A 14,888-nucleotide genomic window follows, 5' to 3' on the forward strand; every position below is an offset into this window, starting at 1 on the left:
AAAGTAGGGGGAAACAAGTTTATGAGTTTAGCACCACACGGCGGTGTATTGGTTAACCGCGTCAATGAAGCATACGATTTTCAACATATCGCACATGAAATTGAGCTTGATGTAATGGCTTTTTCAGATTTGGAGCTGATCGGAATCGGTGCGTACAGCCCGCTCCAAGGCTTTATGACAGAGAAAGACTATCTGTCCGTTGTCGAAAATATGAGACTATCAAGCGGCGAAGTATGGACGCTTCCGATCACTCTGCCTGTTGACGAGCAAAAAGCTTTAAGCTTAAAAGCGGGTGACACCGTCCGCCTTACCTATAATGGGGAAACCTACGGCGTCATTGAGATCGAAGATATCTATACGCTGGACAAGAAAACGGAAGCCGTCAATATCTATAAAACCGACGAACTCGAACATCCGGGCGTCAAAAAATTGTTTGACCGCGGCAGCGTTTATGTGGGCGGGCCGATCACGCTCATTAAGCGGAGTGTAAAACAATTCCCGGCGCACACATTCGAACCTCTTGAAACAAGAAAAAAATTCGCGGAACTCGGCTGGAAAACGATCGTCGGATTCCAGACGAGAAATCCGGTTCACAGAGCGCACGAATACATTCAAAAAACGGCGCTCGAGACGGTAGACGGCCTTTTCCTCAATCCGCTCGTCGGGGAAACAAAATCAGACGATATTCCGGCTGATGTCCGCATGGAAAGCTATCAGGTGCTGCTTGACGGCTACTATCCGAAAGACCGCGTCTTCCTCGGCGTTTTTCCGGCGGCGATGCGCTATGCGGGGCCGAAGGAAGCGATCTTCCATGCCCTTGTGAGAAAGAACTACGGATGCACGCACTTTATCGTCGGAAGAGACCATGCCGGAGTCGGCGATTACTACGGCACATATGAAGCGCAGGAGCTGTTCGATCAGTTCGCGCCGGAAGAAATCGGCATTACGCCGCTGAAATTCGAACACAGCTTCTACTGCAATGTCTGCGGTTCAATGGCTACGGCGAAAACGTGCCCTCACGGCAAAGAACATCATGTCATTTTATCCGGCACAAAGGTGAGGGCGATGCTGAGAAGCGGCGAGTTCCCGCCGAGCACATTCAGCCGTCCCGAAGTTATTCAAACATTAATCAAAGGCTTAGCGGCCGGGGTTTCTTAAGGGGGAGCATCTCTTGGTAAATAAAGATATTGTCTGGCATGAAGCGTCCATTACAAAACGGGAATATCATGAGAAAAATCAACATAAAAGCTCAATCATTTGGCTGACGGGCTTAAGCGGTTCAGGAAAATCAACGATTGCCAACGCCGCTGCGCGTGAGTTGTTTGCACAAGGCTACCAGGTCACGGTGCTTGACGGCGACAACGTCAGGCACGGGCTGAACAAGGACCTCGGGTTTTCCGATGAAGACCGGAAGGAAAACATCCGCCGGATCGGCGAGGTTGCGAAGCTCTTTGTCGAACAGGGGACGATCGTCATTACGGCGTTCATTTCTCCTTTTAAAGAAGATCGCGGGCTTGTCAGACAGCTTGTCGAGGAAGATGAGTTTCACGAAGTCTATGTGAAATGCGATTTGGCGACGTGTGAAGAGCGCGACCCGAAAGGCTTGTACAAAAAAGCGAGAAACGGAGAAATTCCATTTTTCACAGGGATCGATTCGCCTTATGAAGAGCCTGAAACGCCTGAGCTTGTTCTTGATACAGGCGCACATAACCGGGAAGAGTGCAAAAACCAGCTCGTCCAATACGTGAAAGATCAAACGAAATAAAATGCGGGTGAATAGGAAAGTGCGGCGCATGCACTTTCCTATTTCATAAAGAAAACGTTTGGTTTTTGTGATATTTTCAGGCACCAAACGCTTTCTTTATGATTTATAATGAATTGAAGAAGACGTTGATCAGATCGGGGGGAGATCTAAGATGGGGAAAGTATATATCGTTGGGGCAGGTCCTGGAGACCCCGATTTACTGACGATCAAAGCTTTAAAAGCCATCCAGACAGCCGATGTCATTTTGTATGACAGGCTTGTGAATAAACAGATTTTACAGCACGCCAAGGAGGGAGCGGATCTCATCTACTGCGGAAAGCTTCCGGACTACCACATGATGAAGCAGGAAACGATCAATCATTTTCTCGTCAAGTATGCGAAAAAAGGGAAAACCGTTGTCAGACTGAAAGGCGGCGATCCTTTCGTATTCGGCAGAGGCGGCGAGGAAGCGCAAACCCTCGCTGAGCACGGGGTTGCTTTTGAAATCGTGCCGGGAATCACCTCGGGAATAGCTGCCGCTGCTTATGCGGGCATTCCGGTGACACACCGGGAAGCGAGTTCAAACGTCGCTTTCGTGACAGGCCATTATCAAAAAGAAGAAAACTTTGAAGAGAAGTGGAAAGCGTTAGCCACAGGGATCGATACGCTTGTCATTTATATGGGGATTAAAAACGTGAAGCAAATTGAAAGGCTTCTGATCGAAAACGGCAGAGACCCGTCAACGCCAGCCGCTTTCATCCATTGGGGAACGACAGACAAACAAAAAACGGTGCTTTGCACGGTTGAAACGCTTGCCGGTACAGTCGAAAGCGAAAAGATTGAAAACCCGAGCCTGATTGTCATCGGGGATGTCGTTCAATTCAGCTCGCAGTTAAGCTGGTTTGAACCTGAGCTGAAAGATCCGGCATTAAGCGAGGCGCTTTAATATGAAACAAGCGATTTTATATATCGGCCATGGAAGCCGTCTGAAAAGAGCCCAAACAGAAGCAGCCGCTTTTTTGGAGAGCTGCAAAGAAAACATGTCCGCCCCCATTCAGGAAATATCTTTTTTGGAATTGGCGGCACCGGATATCGAAACCGGCTTTAAAGCGTGTGTGGAAAAGGGGGCGACGCATATCGCGGCCGTGCCGCTTCTCCTCTTGACAGCCGCACATGCCAAAAGGGACATCCCTGAAGAGCTTGCCCGTGCTTCCTCACAGTACCCTTCCGTCAGCGTCGCTTACGGAAAGCCGATCGGCGTCGATCAGGAAGTCGTCAAAGCGGTTTTTACAAGGATCGAAGAAACGGGGACGCCATATGAACATGCAAGAGTCGTGTTGATCGGAAGGGGAAGCTCTGATCCGGATGTCAAACGGGATGTTTATGATATTTGCGAACGGCTGAGAGACCTCACACCAGTGGATGAGGTCATTCCCTGCTTTATGACAGCCTGTGAGCCGCACTACCTGGATGTGTTTAAACAGCTTAAAGAACGGGACGGAAAAACGACATTCATCGTTCCGTATCTGCTGTTCACCGGTATGCTGATGAACGAGATTGAAAGGGAAACCGCAAAGCTGAAAGAAACGAATCCGAATGTCGTGCTGACGGATTACCTCGGCTTCCACCCCCATGTAAAAAACGCCTTTTTGCACCGCGTAGAGGAAGCGGTTATCAACAAAGCCGGCCGCTTTGATTTTACAGGAGCATCAGATGCTGCCGCTGCACATTAACATGAAAGGCAAAGCCGCAGTCATTGCGGGCGGGGGGAAGATTGCGGCGCGGCGGCTGAAAACGGTGCTGGCAGAAGGTGCATCCGCGACCGTCATCAGCCCTGAAGCATCAGAAGAGATGCTCGGATTGATTAACGAACACGGCATCGAATGGAAGAAGAAAAAGGCGGAACCCGGTGATTTCAAGAATGCATTTCTGATCATTCTTGCGACCGATGACCATGAGGCAAACAAGCGTCTCGCCGCATCGGCAGCTCCTGAGCAGCTCGTCAATGTTGCGAGTGAAGCGGAGCTGGGAAATGTATATGTTCCAAAAATAATCAACAGAGGAAACATAACCATATCCGTCTCAACAAACGGAGCCAGCCCGCGCCACACGATCAGGCTGGCCGGACAGATCGATGATTTGATCGATGATGAGCTCGTCCAAGAGATCGACGAGCTTTTCCGAAAAAGAAGAGGCCTGAACCCTTGAGGTTCAGGCTTTTGGCATTATTATTTTTTCAGCTGGATGATCAAGTCTTCATCAGGTGTTACAAAAACGGTTTGCTGGCTGTCGTAGGTGACAAACCCCGGTTTTGCGCCATTCGGTTTTTTGACGTGGCGTATTTTTGTATAGTCGACGGGAACCGAAGCGGAGTTTTTCGCTTTGCTGTAATATGCAGCGATCTGCGCCGCTTCCAGAATGGTTTGCTCGTCCGGATCGGTCGATTGAATGACGACGTGCGACCCCGGAATATCTTTTGTGTGAAGCCAGATGTGGTCGCGGGCGGCAAGCTTCATCGTTAAATATTCGTTCTGCTTGTTGTTTTTGCCGACGAGAATCGTTTCTCCTGAGCTGGACTCATATGCTTCGAGCGTCGGCGCCTGTTTTTTCTGTTTCTTCTGGCCCCCTTGCTGCTTGGCCCGCAAGTATTTTCCTTCGGCGAGCTCTTCGCGAATTTCGGTTATATCTTTCGGTGAGGCAGATGAAAGCTGCTGAATCAGCTGGTCGAAATAAGCGATTTCCTCTTCTGCCAATTTGATCTGCTCCTTCACGACTTCTACCGAATTTTTCGCTTTTTGATATTTTGTAAAATAGCTTTGTGCATTTTCAGAAGGCGTTTTATTAGGATTGAGCGGAATCGTGATTTCTCCGCCGTTTTCATCATAGTAGTTGATGACCTTCGCCTCTTTGTCCCCTTTTTTCAGCTGGTACAGGTTCGCTGTCAACAGCTCTCCGTACAGCTGATAGTCTTGCGCGTGTTCGGACTGCTCAAGCGTTTTTTTCAGCTTTTTGATTTTATTTTCGTTCTTTTTCTTTTCGTTTGCCGCGAAACGCTCTAAATCGTGAGCCTGCTGTTTGACGCGGTCACGCTCCGCTTTTCCGAAATAGTAGCGGTCAAGAAGTTCGCTCAGCGTATGAAAGGGCCTGTTGTCTCCTTTTATATGGGTCAGCTCAAGAAGGTAAAAATATTCTTTTCCGTCTTCTGTGGTGACAAGCTGGGGCTGAAAACGCCGGCTTTTGATTTCGCTGAACATCTCCGTCAAGACGTTTGGCAGTGTCGCCCTGTTAGCTAGACCCGCGCGAAAGACGGCTTCCTTCGCAAACAGAGGCGAGACGCCGGAGAAGGTATCGACGATCTGCCTGTCAAGTTTGCCTTCCTGGAAATTCAGATGGCGGAGAATATCTTCAGTCTCCGCTTCAAGCGGAGACAATTTGTTCTGCGCGGGAGGGAGAATGTAATCGTATCCCGGGAGCACGGTGCGGTAGCTGTTCATCGCAGGTGACAGATGCTTCAAACTGTCGATGATGACGTCTTTTTCTCCGTCTGTTAACACGATGTTGCTGTGCCTGCCCATGATTTCGACCATCAGCTTTCTTGTCAGCGTGTCGCCGATTTCGTTCCGGCTCCTGATATGAAAGACCATCATTCTGTCCATGCCGATTTGCTCGACTTGGTCGATAAAGCCGCCTTCCAGATGTTTGCGGAGGAGCATGCAGAACATCGGAGGGGTGCTCGGGTTGTCGTAGGTTTCGTTTGTCAGGTGTACCCGCGCATAACTCGGATGGGCGGAGAGCAGCAATTTGCGGTTCTTCCCGTTTGCCCTGATATGAAACACTAGCTCGTGCTTAAACGGCTGGTGGATTTTTGCGATCCGTCCGCCTCGAATCGCCTCATTTAATTCCTCGATCATTCCGTATGTAAAAATGCCGTCAAAAGACATATGAAAAACTCCCTTTTCTCGTTAATCCTCTTCGTAAAACGTCCATTCAATAATTATAGCATGATTTGGGACGAGTCTGAATAAATTGACTTATAGAGATGGATACACCAAAAGCAACCTTTAGGGCAGGAGGAGTGGACGATTCAATGAAATGGCACGAGATGGGACAAACCGAATTGTTAAATATAACAAAAACGTCCATCGACAAAGGTCTAACAGAAAAAGAGGCCGGAAAGCGGCTGGAAAGACACGGAACAAACGAACTTCAGGAAGGGGAAAAAACATCGGCGGTCGCATTGTTTTTTTCTCAATTCAAAGATTTCATGGTTCTTGTTTTGCTTGCGGCCACGTTGATTTCGGGTTTCCTCGGCGAATACATTGACGCCATCGCGATCATCGCGATCATCTTTGTTAACGGCATTCTCGGATTCTTTCAGGAGAGGCGGGCGGAAAGGTCGCTCGAGGCTTTGAAAGAACTGTCAGCTCCTCAAGTGGCTGTGCTCCGGGAGGGGAATTGGGTGAAAATTCCTTCCAAAGAGCTTGTCCCGGGAGATGTTGTCCGTTTTGCAAGCGGAGACAGAATCGGCGCCGATCTCAGACTTGTCGAGACAAAGAGCCTTGAAATAGAAGAATCGGCCCTTACAGGTGAATCGCTCCCCGTGTCCAAACAGGCAGATGCTTTTCAGGCGTCAGATGTATCGCTGGGCGATCTGAAGAATATGGCTTTCATGGGAACGCTTGTCACAAGGGGGAGCGGAATCGGCGTCGTCATCGGTACGGGTATGAACTCTGCGATGGGGAAAATCGCCGATATGCTTGAATCTGCCGGGAATACGGCGACCCCGCTGCAAAGAAGGCTTGAAGAGCTCGGCAAAATTTTGATTGTCGCCGCTTTGTTCCTGACACTGCTTGTCGTTGCTGCCGGCGTCATTCAGGGGCATGATTTATACAGCATGTTTTTAGCGGGAGTTTCCCTTGCCGTCGCTGCCATACCTGAAGGGCTGCCTGCCATTGTCACGGTCGCTCTGTCTCTCGGCGTGCAGCGGATGATCAGGCAAAAGTCGATCGTCAGGAAGCTGCCCGCGGTTGAGACGCTCGGCTGCGCGTCCATTATTTGCTCCGATAAAACCGGGACGATGACGCAGAACAAAATGACGGTCACCCATGTCTGGTCAGGCGGGAAGATATGGAACGTGTCAGGGATCGGCTATGAGCCTGAAGGCTCTTTCAGCATGAACGGGCGAGATGTGCAAGCAAAGCATCATAAACCGCTCCAGCAGGTACTATTGTTCGGCGCATTATGCAATTCATCTTCGATTATCGAAAAAGACGGGGAGTTTCGTCTTGATGGCGATCCCACCGAAGGGGCTTTGCTGACGGCGGCTCGAAAAGCAGGCTTTACGGACAAATATGTTGATGAACATTTTAAAATCATCGAGGAGTTTCCGTTTGATTCAACGCGGAAAATGATGTCTGTCATTGTGGAAGACAAGAGCGGCAAGCGCTTTGTCATCACAAAGGGCGCGCCGGATGTATTGATGAAGCGTTCGTCGCATACGCTGACAGAAGAAAAGCGAGAAATCTTCACAAAGGAAAGGCTCGCTGAAACAAGCGCGGCGCTGGAAACTCTTGCGTCACAGGCGCTGAGAACGATTGCCGTCGCGTATAAACCGATCAAAGATACAGAAAATCCCCCGCTCGAAAAAGCGGAGTCAGGCTTAACTTTCATCGGGCTGTTAGGGATGATCGATCCGCCGCGGCCCGAAGTGAAAACAGCGATTAAAGAATGCCGGGAAGCGGGGATCAAAACGGTCATGATCACCGGCGACCATGTGATAACGGCGACGGCGATTGCAAAAGATCTCGGATTGCTGCCTCCGCGCGGAAAGGTCATGGACGGCCAGATGCTGAACGAACTCTCGCAGGAAGAATTGGCGGAAATTGTTGACGATGTTTACGTATTTGCAAGGGTGTCGCCCGAACATAAGCTGAAGATCGTGACCGCCTACCAGGAAAACGGCCACATCGTCGCCATGACGGGAGACGGAGTCAATGATGCCCCTGCGATTAAACAGGCGGATATCGGCATATCGATGGGGATTACGGGAACGGATGTCGCCAAGGAGGCGTCCTCACTCATCCTTGTCGATGATAATTTTGCAACGATTAAATCGGCCATCAAGGAAGGACGCAATATCTATGAAAATATTAGAAAGTTCATCAGATACTTGCTCGCATCCAATGTCGGCGAAATTTTGGTCATGCTGTTTGCAATGCTGCTCGCTCTGCCGCTGCCGCTTGTCCCGATACAGATTCTGTGGGTCAACCTTGTAACGGACGGCCTGCCTGCCATGGCGCTCGGCATGGATCAGCCTGAGGACGATGTGATGCAGAGAAAGCCGCGGAGTCCGAAAGAAGGCGTGTTTGCAAGGGGGCTCGGCTGGAAGGTCGTATCGCGCGGATTCTTAATCGGAATCGCGACACTCGGGGCGTTTATGTTCATTTATAACCGCAATCCAGAAGCGCTTGAGTATGCACAGACGGTTGCATTTGCAACGCTCGTCCTTGCGCAGCTGATCCACGTGTTCGACTGCCGAAGCGAGCGGTCCATCTTTGACCGCAATCCGTTTGAAAACATTTATTTGCTCGGTGCAGTGCTGTCTTCGATTCTTTTGATGCTTGTCGTTATTTATTATCCGCCGCTGCAGCCGATTTTTCATACGGTTCCGATTTTAATGGCAGACTGGCTCCTGATTGTCGGAATGTCGGCGATTCCAACTTTTTTACTGGCCGGGTCACTTTTGACAAGAAAAAAATAGGCTTGTATGATATAATCTTAAAGGTAATAGAGGTTTCTATTGCCTTTTCATCTTGCGTAAATTTAAATCAAAGAAAGTCTTTTTCACTTATACGGAATTGGGTGTGTTTTATGATACGGAGTATGACCGGTTTCGGCAGCGCGAGCAAAACGAAGGATGGGCTGACAGCAGCCGTTGAGCTGAAATCTGTCAACTATCGGTTTAAAGAAGTAAACGCCCGCATGCCAAGACCTTTGCTCTATTTAGAAGACAAAATAAAGCAAACGATTTTTAAACATATACAAAGGGGGCGGCTGGAGCTGTTTGTTTCCGTTGACGACGAGGCTCTGGTCACCCGGAAAATCCAGGTTGACTGGCCGCTGCTTGAAGAGTACCAGAAAGCCGCGCGCGAAATGAAAGACCGCTGCGGGCTTTCTGGAGACATCACGCTTCAAGACGCCTTTCAGTTTGAGCATGTCATCCAAGTTGAAGAAGAGCCAATCCAAAATGACAAGCTTGAAGAGGTTCTTCTGGAAGCGGTCGAGGCTGCCGTTCTAGAATTGTGCAGCATGCGCGAAGCGGAAGGGCTGAGGCTGAAGGACGACTGCCTTCAGCATATTGAAAGGCTTGAAAAGCTGACAGACGACATCGCAGAGCTTGCTCCCAAGGTCGTCGACCACTATCGGGAACGCCTTGAGGCGCGGCTTGAAGAATGGTCAACAGACGGTCTCGATGAAAGCCGCCTGCTGACGGAAGTCGCACTGTTTGCAGACCGTTCGGATATCACGGAAGAAGTGACGAGGCTGAAAAGCCATTTCCGCCAGTTCCGCGATATTTGCAAAGCGGGAGGAGCTGCGGGGAGAAAGCTCGATTTCCTCGTCCAGGAGCTCAACCGTGAAGCGAACACGATCGGTTCAAAAGCGAATGATCACCAGATCACAAAACATGTGGTCGAAATGAAAAGCTCTATTGAAAAAATAAAAGAACAAGTGCAAAATATAGAATAGCGATTGTGCGTATTGTTTACGGATGTTCTCTGCAGGTTAAACTAGAGACGTCCAAGTACAGGGGGAACGTATAGGATGACGATTAAACTGATCAATATCGGCTTTGGAAATATCATATCCGCGAATCGGCTGATCTCGATTGTGAGTCCTGAGTCCGCGCCTATTAAGCGGATGATCCAGGATGCCAGAGACCGCGGCATGCTTATAGATGCTACATATGGAAGAAGAACCCGTGCGGTTGTCATTATGGACAGTGACCATATCATCTTATCTGCCGTCCAGCCTGAGACAGTAGCACAAAGGCTTTCCGTTAAAGAAGAAATTATGGATGAAGGGCAGGGATAAGAGCTTTATGAAAGAAAGAGGTTTGTTAATCGTTCTCTCCGGCCCTTCCGGCGTCGGAAAAGGAACAGTCAGGCAGGCGCTGTTTGCTCAGGAGGACACAAAATTTGAATATTCGATTTCGGTGACGACAAGAAAACCGCGTCAAGGCGAAAGAGACGGCGTCGACTACTTTTTTAAGACGCGCGAAGAGTTCGAAGAGATGATCGAGAACAACAAGCTGCTCGAATGGGCCGAATATGTCGGCAACTATTACGGAACACCCGTTGACTACGTCGAACAGACGCTTGAAAGCGGAAGGGACGTTTTTCTTGAAATCGAAGTCCAGGGTGCGCTGCAAGTCAGAAAGGCATTTCCTGAAGGCTTGTTTATCTTTTTGGCGCCTCCGAGCCTCGCCGAATTGAAAAACCGGATTGTCACAAGAGGGACAGAAACAGAAGCCCTGATCGAAAACCGGATGAAAGCGGCGAAGGAAGAAATCGAACTGATGGACGCCTATGACTATGTTGTCGAAAATGACAGCATTGAGCTTGCGTGCGAAAGAATCAAAGCAATCGTTCTCGCCGAACATTTACGGCGCGACCGAGTTGCTCCAAGATATAAGAAAATGCTGGAGGTTGAATAAATATGCTAGATCCGTCAATTGACTCTTTAATGAACAAACTGGATTCAAAATACACGCTCGTTACCGTATCCGCACGGCGCGCCCGCGAAATGCAGATGAACAAAGACGCGCAGATCGAAAATCCGAAGTCGCATAAATTTGTAGGCAAAGCATTGGAAGAAATTGATGCCGGACTGCTTACATTCGAAAAGGAAAATCGCTAATAGCCTTAAAAATAGCAACCTATACACTAGGTTGTTATTTTTTTCAGGGCTGGCGAACAGAACATAAGGGGGAGAAATACGATGCTGAAAAATCGCAACATTCTGCTGGGAGTAAGCGGAGGAATCGCGGTATACAAAGCGGCCGCCTTAACGAGCAAGCTCGTGCAGGCAGGAGCCAATGTGAAAGTCATCATGACAAAATCCGCCTGTGAATTTGTGTCTCCGCTCACCTTTCAGGCGCTTTCGCGCAATGAAGTATATACCAATACGTTCGAAGAACCGAATCCCCGTGTCATCGCCCATATCGATGCCGCAGATTGGGCGGATCTCGTGATCGTTGCTCCGGCTACGGCCAATGTGATCGGAAAACTCGCCTCAGGCATCGCTGACGACATGCTGACGACGACGCTTTTGGCGACGACAGCGCCGGTGTGGATCGCTCCGGCGATGAACGTTCATATGTACGACCACCCGGCCGTTCAGCGGAACATCAGCGTTCTTTACAAAGACGGCTACCGGTTTATCGAACCGAGTGAAGGCTACCTTGCGTGCGGCTATATCGGCAAAGGCAGACTGGAAGAGCCTGAGCGGATCGTCCAGTTGGCAGAGTCGTATTTTTCAAGCGAAAAAAGCGGTTTGCTTGAAGGAAAGCGCGTCGTAATTACAGCGGGGCCGACAAGAGAACAAGTCGATCCCGTCCGCTTTTTCTCCAACCGTTCGACAGGGAAAATGGGCTATGCTTTCGCTGAGGAAGCGGCACGAATGGGAGCGCACGTGACGCTGATTGCAGGCCCGACATCGCTTGATGATCCCGCAGGGGTCGACGTGATTCATGTTCAGTCCGCAGAAGATATGTATCAAGCGGCTCTGTCTGTTTTCGATGAGAGCGACATCGTCATTAAAACAGCAGCTGTCGCTGATTACAGGCCAAAACATGTCCACGATCAAAAAATGAAGAAAAAGGACGGCGGCCTCGTCATTGAGCTTGAACGGACGAAGGATATTTTAAAAGCGCTGGGAGAGCGGAAAACAAAGCAAATCTTGGTCGGCTTTGCAGCCGAAACGCAGCACGTCGAAGACTATGCCAAACAAAAGCTGGAGACGAAAAATCTCGATATGATTGTCGCTAACAATATCACGGCTGAAGGCGCCGGTTTTGGAACGGAAACCAACATCGTGACGGTGTTTCATCGAGACGGCAAAAAGACGGCGCATCCTCTAATGTCAAAGCGGGAGGTTGCCGCCGCAGTCTTGAAGGAAGCCGCTGAGCTTGCCGGACGGAGCGGGACGTCTTCATGAACTTCGCTGAAGTGATCGTCGATGTTACAACGAAAAATATCGACAGACCGTTTGATTACCGCATCCCCGACAAATTCAAAGGTATGATTAAAAAAGGGATGCGCGTGATCGTTCCGTTCGGCGCCCGCAAAATCCAGGGATTTGTCACCAGCGTGAAAGAATCGTCGGAGCTTGCCGGCCGTTCGGTTAAGGATATCGAGGATATCCTTGATCTGGCGCCCGTTTTGACGGAGGAGCTGCTTGAGCTGTCAGACTGGCTGACAGAAAAAACACTTTCTTTTAAAATTACGGCTTTGCAGGCGATGCTCCCCGCGGCTATGAAAGCAAAATACGGCAAAGAAATCAAGGTGATCGGCGATAAACCGCTTCCCGAACCGCTAAAAACCTTGTTCTCGCAAAAAGAGACGCTTTCTTATTCCGATATAAATGACCACGGAACATTAAAGCTGATTCAGCGCCAGGTTCAAGAAGGCAATCTTGAAGTGGCGTATAAAGTAAAGCAGAAAACAAACAAAAAAATGCGGAGAATGATCGCCCCCCTTTGCGCGAAAGAACATTTAAAAGAAGCGCTTGCCGGCCTCTCTCCGCAAGCTGTCAAACAAAAAGCGATCCTTCAGTTTTTCATCGACCGCAAAGAGGGCGGCGCTGTTCCGGCAAAGGATCTGATCGACAAAACGGGGGGCTCTTCCGCGTCCTTGAAAGCGCTCATCGACAAGGGGCTGTTAAAGGAAAGCGAAGAGGAGGTTTACAGGGATCCTTATCAGGACAGAATGTTCAAAAAAACCGAACCGCTTCCGCTGACTGAAGAGCAGGCGCAGGCCTACGAGGCGATAGCGGATGCAATCGAAGAAAAGCGGCACGATGTGTTTCTTCTTCACGGAGTGACCGGAAGCGGAAAAACGGAAGTCTATCTGCAATCGATCGAAAAGGTGCTGGAAGCCGGCAAAGAAGCGATCGTTCTCGTTCCGGAAATTTCCCTGACGCCGCAGATGGTCAACCGCTTTAAAGGGCGCTTTGGCTCGCAGGTAGCCGTACTGCACAGCGGGCTTTCAACAGGAGAAAAATATGATGAATGGCGGAAAATCCACCGCAAAGAAGTCCGGCTTGTCGTCGGGGCGCGCTCGGCGATTTTCGCGCCGTTTGAAAATCTCGGCATGATTATAATTGATGAAGAGCACGAAACATCGTACAAGCAGGAGGAGATGCCGAGATACCATGCGAAAGAAGCGGCGATTCAAAGGGCCGAATACCACCAGTGTCCGGTCGTGCTCGGCAGTGCGACGCCGACGCTCGAATCGTTCGCGAGGGCGAAAAAAGGCGTGTACAAGCTTCTTTCTCTCAAGCACCGCGTCAATCACCAAGTCATGCCCGACGTGTCTCTCGTCGATATGAGAGAGGAACTGCGCAGCGGAAACCGCTCGATGTTTTCCAAAGACTTAATGGCCGGGCTTGAGGAAACTCTTGAAAAAGGAGAGCAGGCCGTTCTGTTTTTAAACAAAAGAGGCTATTCCTCATTTGTCATGTGCAGGGACTGCGGATATGTCATCCAGTGCCCTCATTGTGAAATTTCATTGACGTACCACAGGTATGGACAGCGTCTGAAGTGCCATTACTGCGGCTATGAAACCGGCATGCCGTCAAGCTGCCCCGAATGCGGAAGCGAGCATATCCGCTACTTTGGTACAGGCACACAGCGGGTCGAAGAAGAATTGACGAAGGTTCTGCCGGCTGCAAGGGTGATCCGCATGGATGTCGATACAACCTCAAGAAAGGGAGCGCATGAAAAGCTGCTCACATCCTTTGGTAGAGGCGAAGCCGATATCCTGCTTGGAACGCAGATGATCGCCAAAGGGCTCGATTTCGAAAACGTCACGCTCGTCGGTGTCTTGAGCGCGGATACGATGCTTCACATCCCCGATTTCAGAGCCGCTGAAAAAACGTTCCAGCTGATGACGCAGGTGAGCGGAAGAGCGGGGCGCCACGAAAAGCCGGGCAAGGTGATCATTCAGACGTACACACCTTCCCATTACAGCATTCAGCTCACAAAAACGCATGATTATGAAACATTCTTCAGGCAGGAGATGCTGCACAGAAGGGAACAGGCCTATCCTCCATATTATTATTTGGCGCTGGTCAGCGTATCGCACGAGGAAGTGACGAAGGCGGCACTCGTGACTGAAAAAATCGCCACCTATTTAAAAAAGAACATTTCAAGCGAGGCGAAGATTCTCGGCCCTGTCGCATCGCCGATCGCCAGGATCAAAGATAGATATCGCTATCAATGCGTGATAAAATACAAACAGGAAAACCAGCTTACATCGTTGCTTAAAAACATTATGGATCATTACAAACGAGACATTGAACAAAAGCAATTGGCGATTTCGATCGACATGAATCCATATATGATGATGTAAAAATAACAGTGTGATGGAGGGCTTTTAGATTGGCAGTAAAACCGATCGTAACGTATCCGGCGGAGGTTCTTGAGACCCCTGCCGAACCCGTTGCGTCTTTTGATAAATCATTAAAGAAACTACTCGACAATATGTATGATACGATGCTTGAGCTGGACGGAGTCGGACTGGCCGCTCCGCAAATCGGCGTTTCAAAAAGAGCGGCAGTCGTCGATATCGGCGATGACACGGGAAGAATTGAACTGGTCAACCCGGAGGTCATCGAAGAGAGCGGTGAACAAACGGGTCCTGAAGGCTGTTTGAGCTTTCCTGATCTATACGGTGAAGTGAAGCGTTCCGATTATGTAAAGGTCAAGGCGTTCGACCGCCGCGGGAAACCGTTTACGATTGAAGCTGAGGGCTTTTTGGCGCGTGCGCTGCTGCACGAAATCGACCATTTGGACGGTATTTTATTCACATCAAAAGTAACGCGCTATTATGATGCGGAAGAACTTGAGGAAATGGAAGGATGATTG

General features: G+C 49.6%; 14 protein-coding genes. 13 read left to right on the forward strand and 1 reads right to left on the reverse strand.

The window, feature by feature from the left end:
• The first annotated feature begins 21 nt into the window (after nucleotides 1-21).
• The 5 genes from sat to H7F26_RS15235 all read left to right on the forward strand — a co-directional run bounded on the left by sat (nucleotide 22) and on the right by H7F26_RS15235 (nucleotide 3,952).
• Nucleotides 22-1,158, forward strand: coding sequence for a sulfate adenylyltransferase (gene sat / locus H7F26_RS15215; protein ID WP_061565874.1), 1,137 nt, complete (start codon nucleotides 22-24; stop codon nucleotides 1,156-1,158).
• A gap of 13 nt (nucleotides 1,159-1,171) precedes the next feature.
• Entirely contained in the window at nucleotides 1,172-1,765 is a 594-nt protein-coding gene (cysC, locus tag H7F26_RS15220; RefSeq protein WP_003181642.1) for an adenylyl-sulfate kinase, read from the forward strand.
• Nucleotides 1,766-1,916: 151 nt separating this feature from the next.
• Complete coding sequence (cobA, locus tag H7F26_RS15225; protein WP_003181644.1) at nucleotides 1,917-2,690, forward strand: uroporphyrinogen-III C-methyltransferase; 774 nt, start codon at nucleotides 1,917-1,919, stop codon at nucleotides 2,688-2,690.
• A gap of 1 nt (nucleotide 2,691) precedes the next feature.
• Nucleotides 2,692-3,477, forward strand: coding sequence for a sirohydrochlorin chelatase (locus H7F26_RS15230; RefSeq protein WP_003181646.1), 786 nt, complete (start codon nucleotides 2,692-2,694; stop codon nucleotides 3,475-3,477).
• Nucleotides 3,458-3,952, forward strand: coding sequence for a precorrin-2 dehydrogenase/sirohydrochlorin ferrochelatase family protein (locus tag H7F26_RS15235; RefSeq protein WP_003181648.1), 495 nt, complete (start codon nucleotides 3,458-3,460; stop codon nucleotides 3,950-3,952). The genes H7F26_RS15230 and H7F26_RS15235 overlap by 20 nt, the downstream gene beginning before the upstream one ends.
• Nucleotides 3,953-3,972: 20 nt before the next feature.
• Here H7F26_RS15235 and H7F26_RS15240 read toward each other — a convergent pair whose 3' ends face one another.
• A complete protein-coding gene (locus H7F26_RS15240) occupies nucleotides 3,973-5,685 on the reverse strand; it encodes an Rqc2 family fibronectin-binding protein (protein ID WP_017474813.1) in 1,713 nt (570 codons plus the stop codon).
• A gap of 146 nt (nucleotides 5,686-5,831) precedes the next feature.
• On the opposite strand from H7F26_RS15240, the gene H7F26_RS15245 reads away from it, so the two are divergent.
• The 8 genes from H7F26_RS15245 (at nucleotide 5,832) to def (ending at nucleotide 14,885) form a co-directional block, all read left to right on the forward strand.
• Nucleotides 5,832-8,504 (forward strand): calcium-translocating P-type ATPase, SERCA-type, encoded by a 2,673-nt coding sequence (locus tag H7F26_RS15245; RefSeq protein WP_003181653.1) that lies wholly within the window; start codon nucleotides 5,832-5,834, stop codon nucleotides 8,502-8,504.
• A gap of 110 nt (nucleotides 8,505-8,614) precedes the next feature.
• Entirely contained in the window at nucleotides 8,615-9,490 is an 876-nt protein-coding gene (locus H7F26_RS15250; RefSeq protein ID WP_003181655.1) for a YicC/YloC family endoribonuclease, read from the forward strand.
• A gap of 75 nt (nucleotides 9,491-9,565) precedes the next feature.
• Nucleotides 9,566-9,835 (forward strand): extracellular matrix/biofilm regulator RemA, encoded by a 270-nt coding sequence (remA, locus tag H7F26_RS15255; protein WP_003181657.1) that lies wholly within the window; start codon nucleotides 9,566-9,568, stop codon nucleotides 9,833-9,835.
• A gap of 7 nt (nucleotides 9,836-9,842) precedes the next feature.
• Nucleotides 9,843-10,457: a guanylate kinase gene (gene gmk, locus H7F26_RS15260; protein WP_003181659.1), complete on the forward strand. Its 615-nt coding sequence runs from the start codon at nucleotides 9,843-9,845 to the stop codon at nucleotides 10,455-10,457.
• Nucleotides 10,458-10,459: 2 nt separating this feature from the next.
• Nucleotides 10,460-10,660: a DNA-directed RNA polymerase subunit omega gene (gene rpoZ, locus H7F26_RS15265; protein WP_003181661.1), complete on the forward strand. Its 201-nt coding sequence runs from the start codon at nucleotides 10,460-10,462 to the stop codon at nucleotides 10,658-10,660.
• Nucleotides 10,661-10,741: 81 nt separating this feature from the next.
• On the forward strand, nucleotides 10,742-11,959 hold the full coding sequence (coaBC, locus tag H7F26_RS15270; RefSeq protein ID WP_003181663.1) for a bifunctional phosphopantothenoylcysteine decarboxylase/phosphopantothenate--cysteine ligase CoaBC: 1,218 nt from the start codon (nucleotides 10,742-10,744) through the stop codon (nucleotides 11,957-11,959).
• Nucleotides 11,956-14,373 (forward strand): primosomal protein N', encoded by a 2,418-nt coding sequence (gene priA / locus H7F26_RS15275; protein ID WP_017474812.1) that lies wholly within the window; start codon nucleotides 11,956-11,958, stop codon nucleotides 14,371-14,373. Before coaBC ends, priA begins: the two co-directional genes overlap by 4 nt.
• Nucleotides 14,374-14,402: 29 nt before the next feature.
• Nucleotides 14,403-14,885 (forward strand): peptide deformylase, encoded by a 483-nt coding sequence (def, locus tag H7F26_RS15280; RefSeq protein ID WP_009328532.1) that lies wholly within the window; start codon nucleotides 14,403-14,405, stop codon nucleotides 14,883-14,885.
• Nucleotides 14,886-14,888: the final 3 nt, after the last annotated feature.

Source organism: Bacillus sp. PAMC28748 (genome assembly GCF_014250415.1).
GTDB lineage: Bacteria > Bacillota > Bacilli > Bacillales > Bacillaceae > Bacillus > Bacillus licheniformis.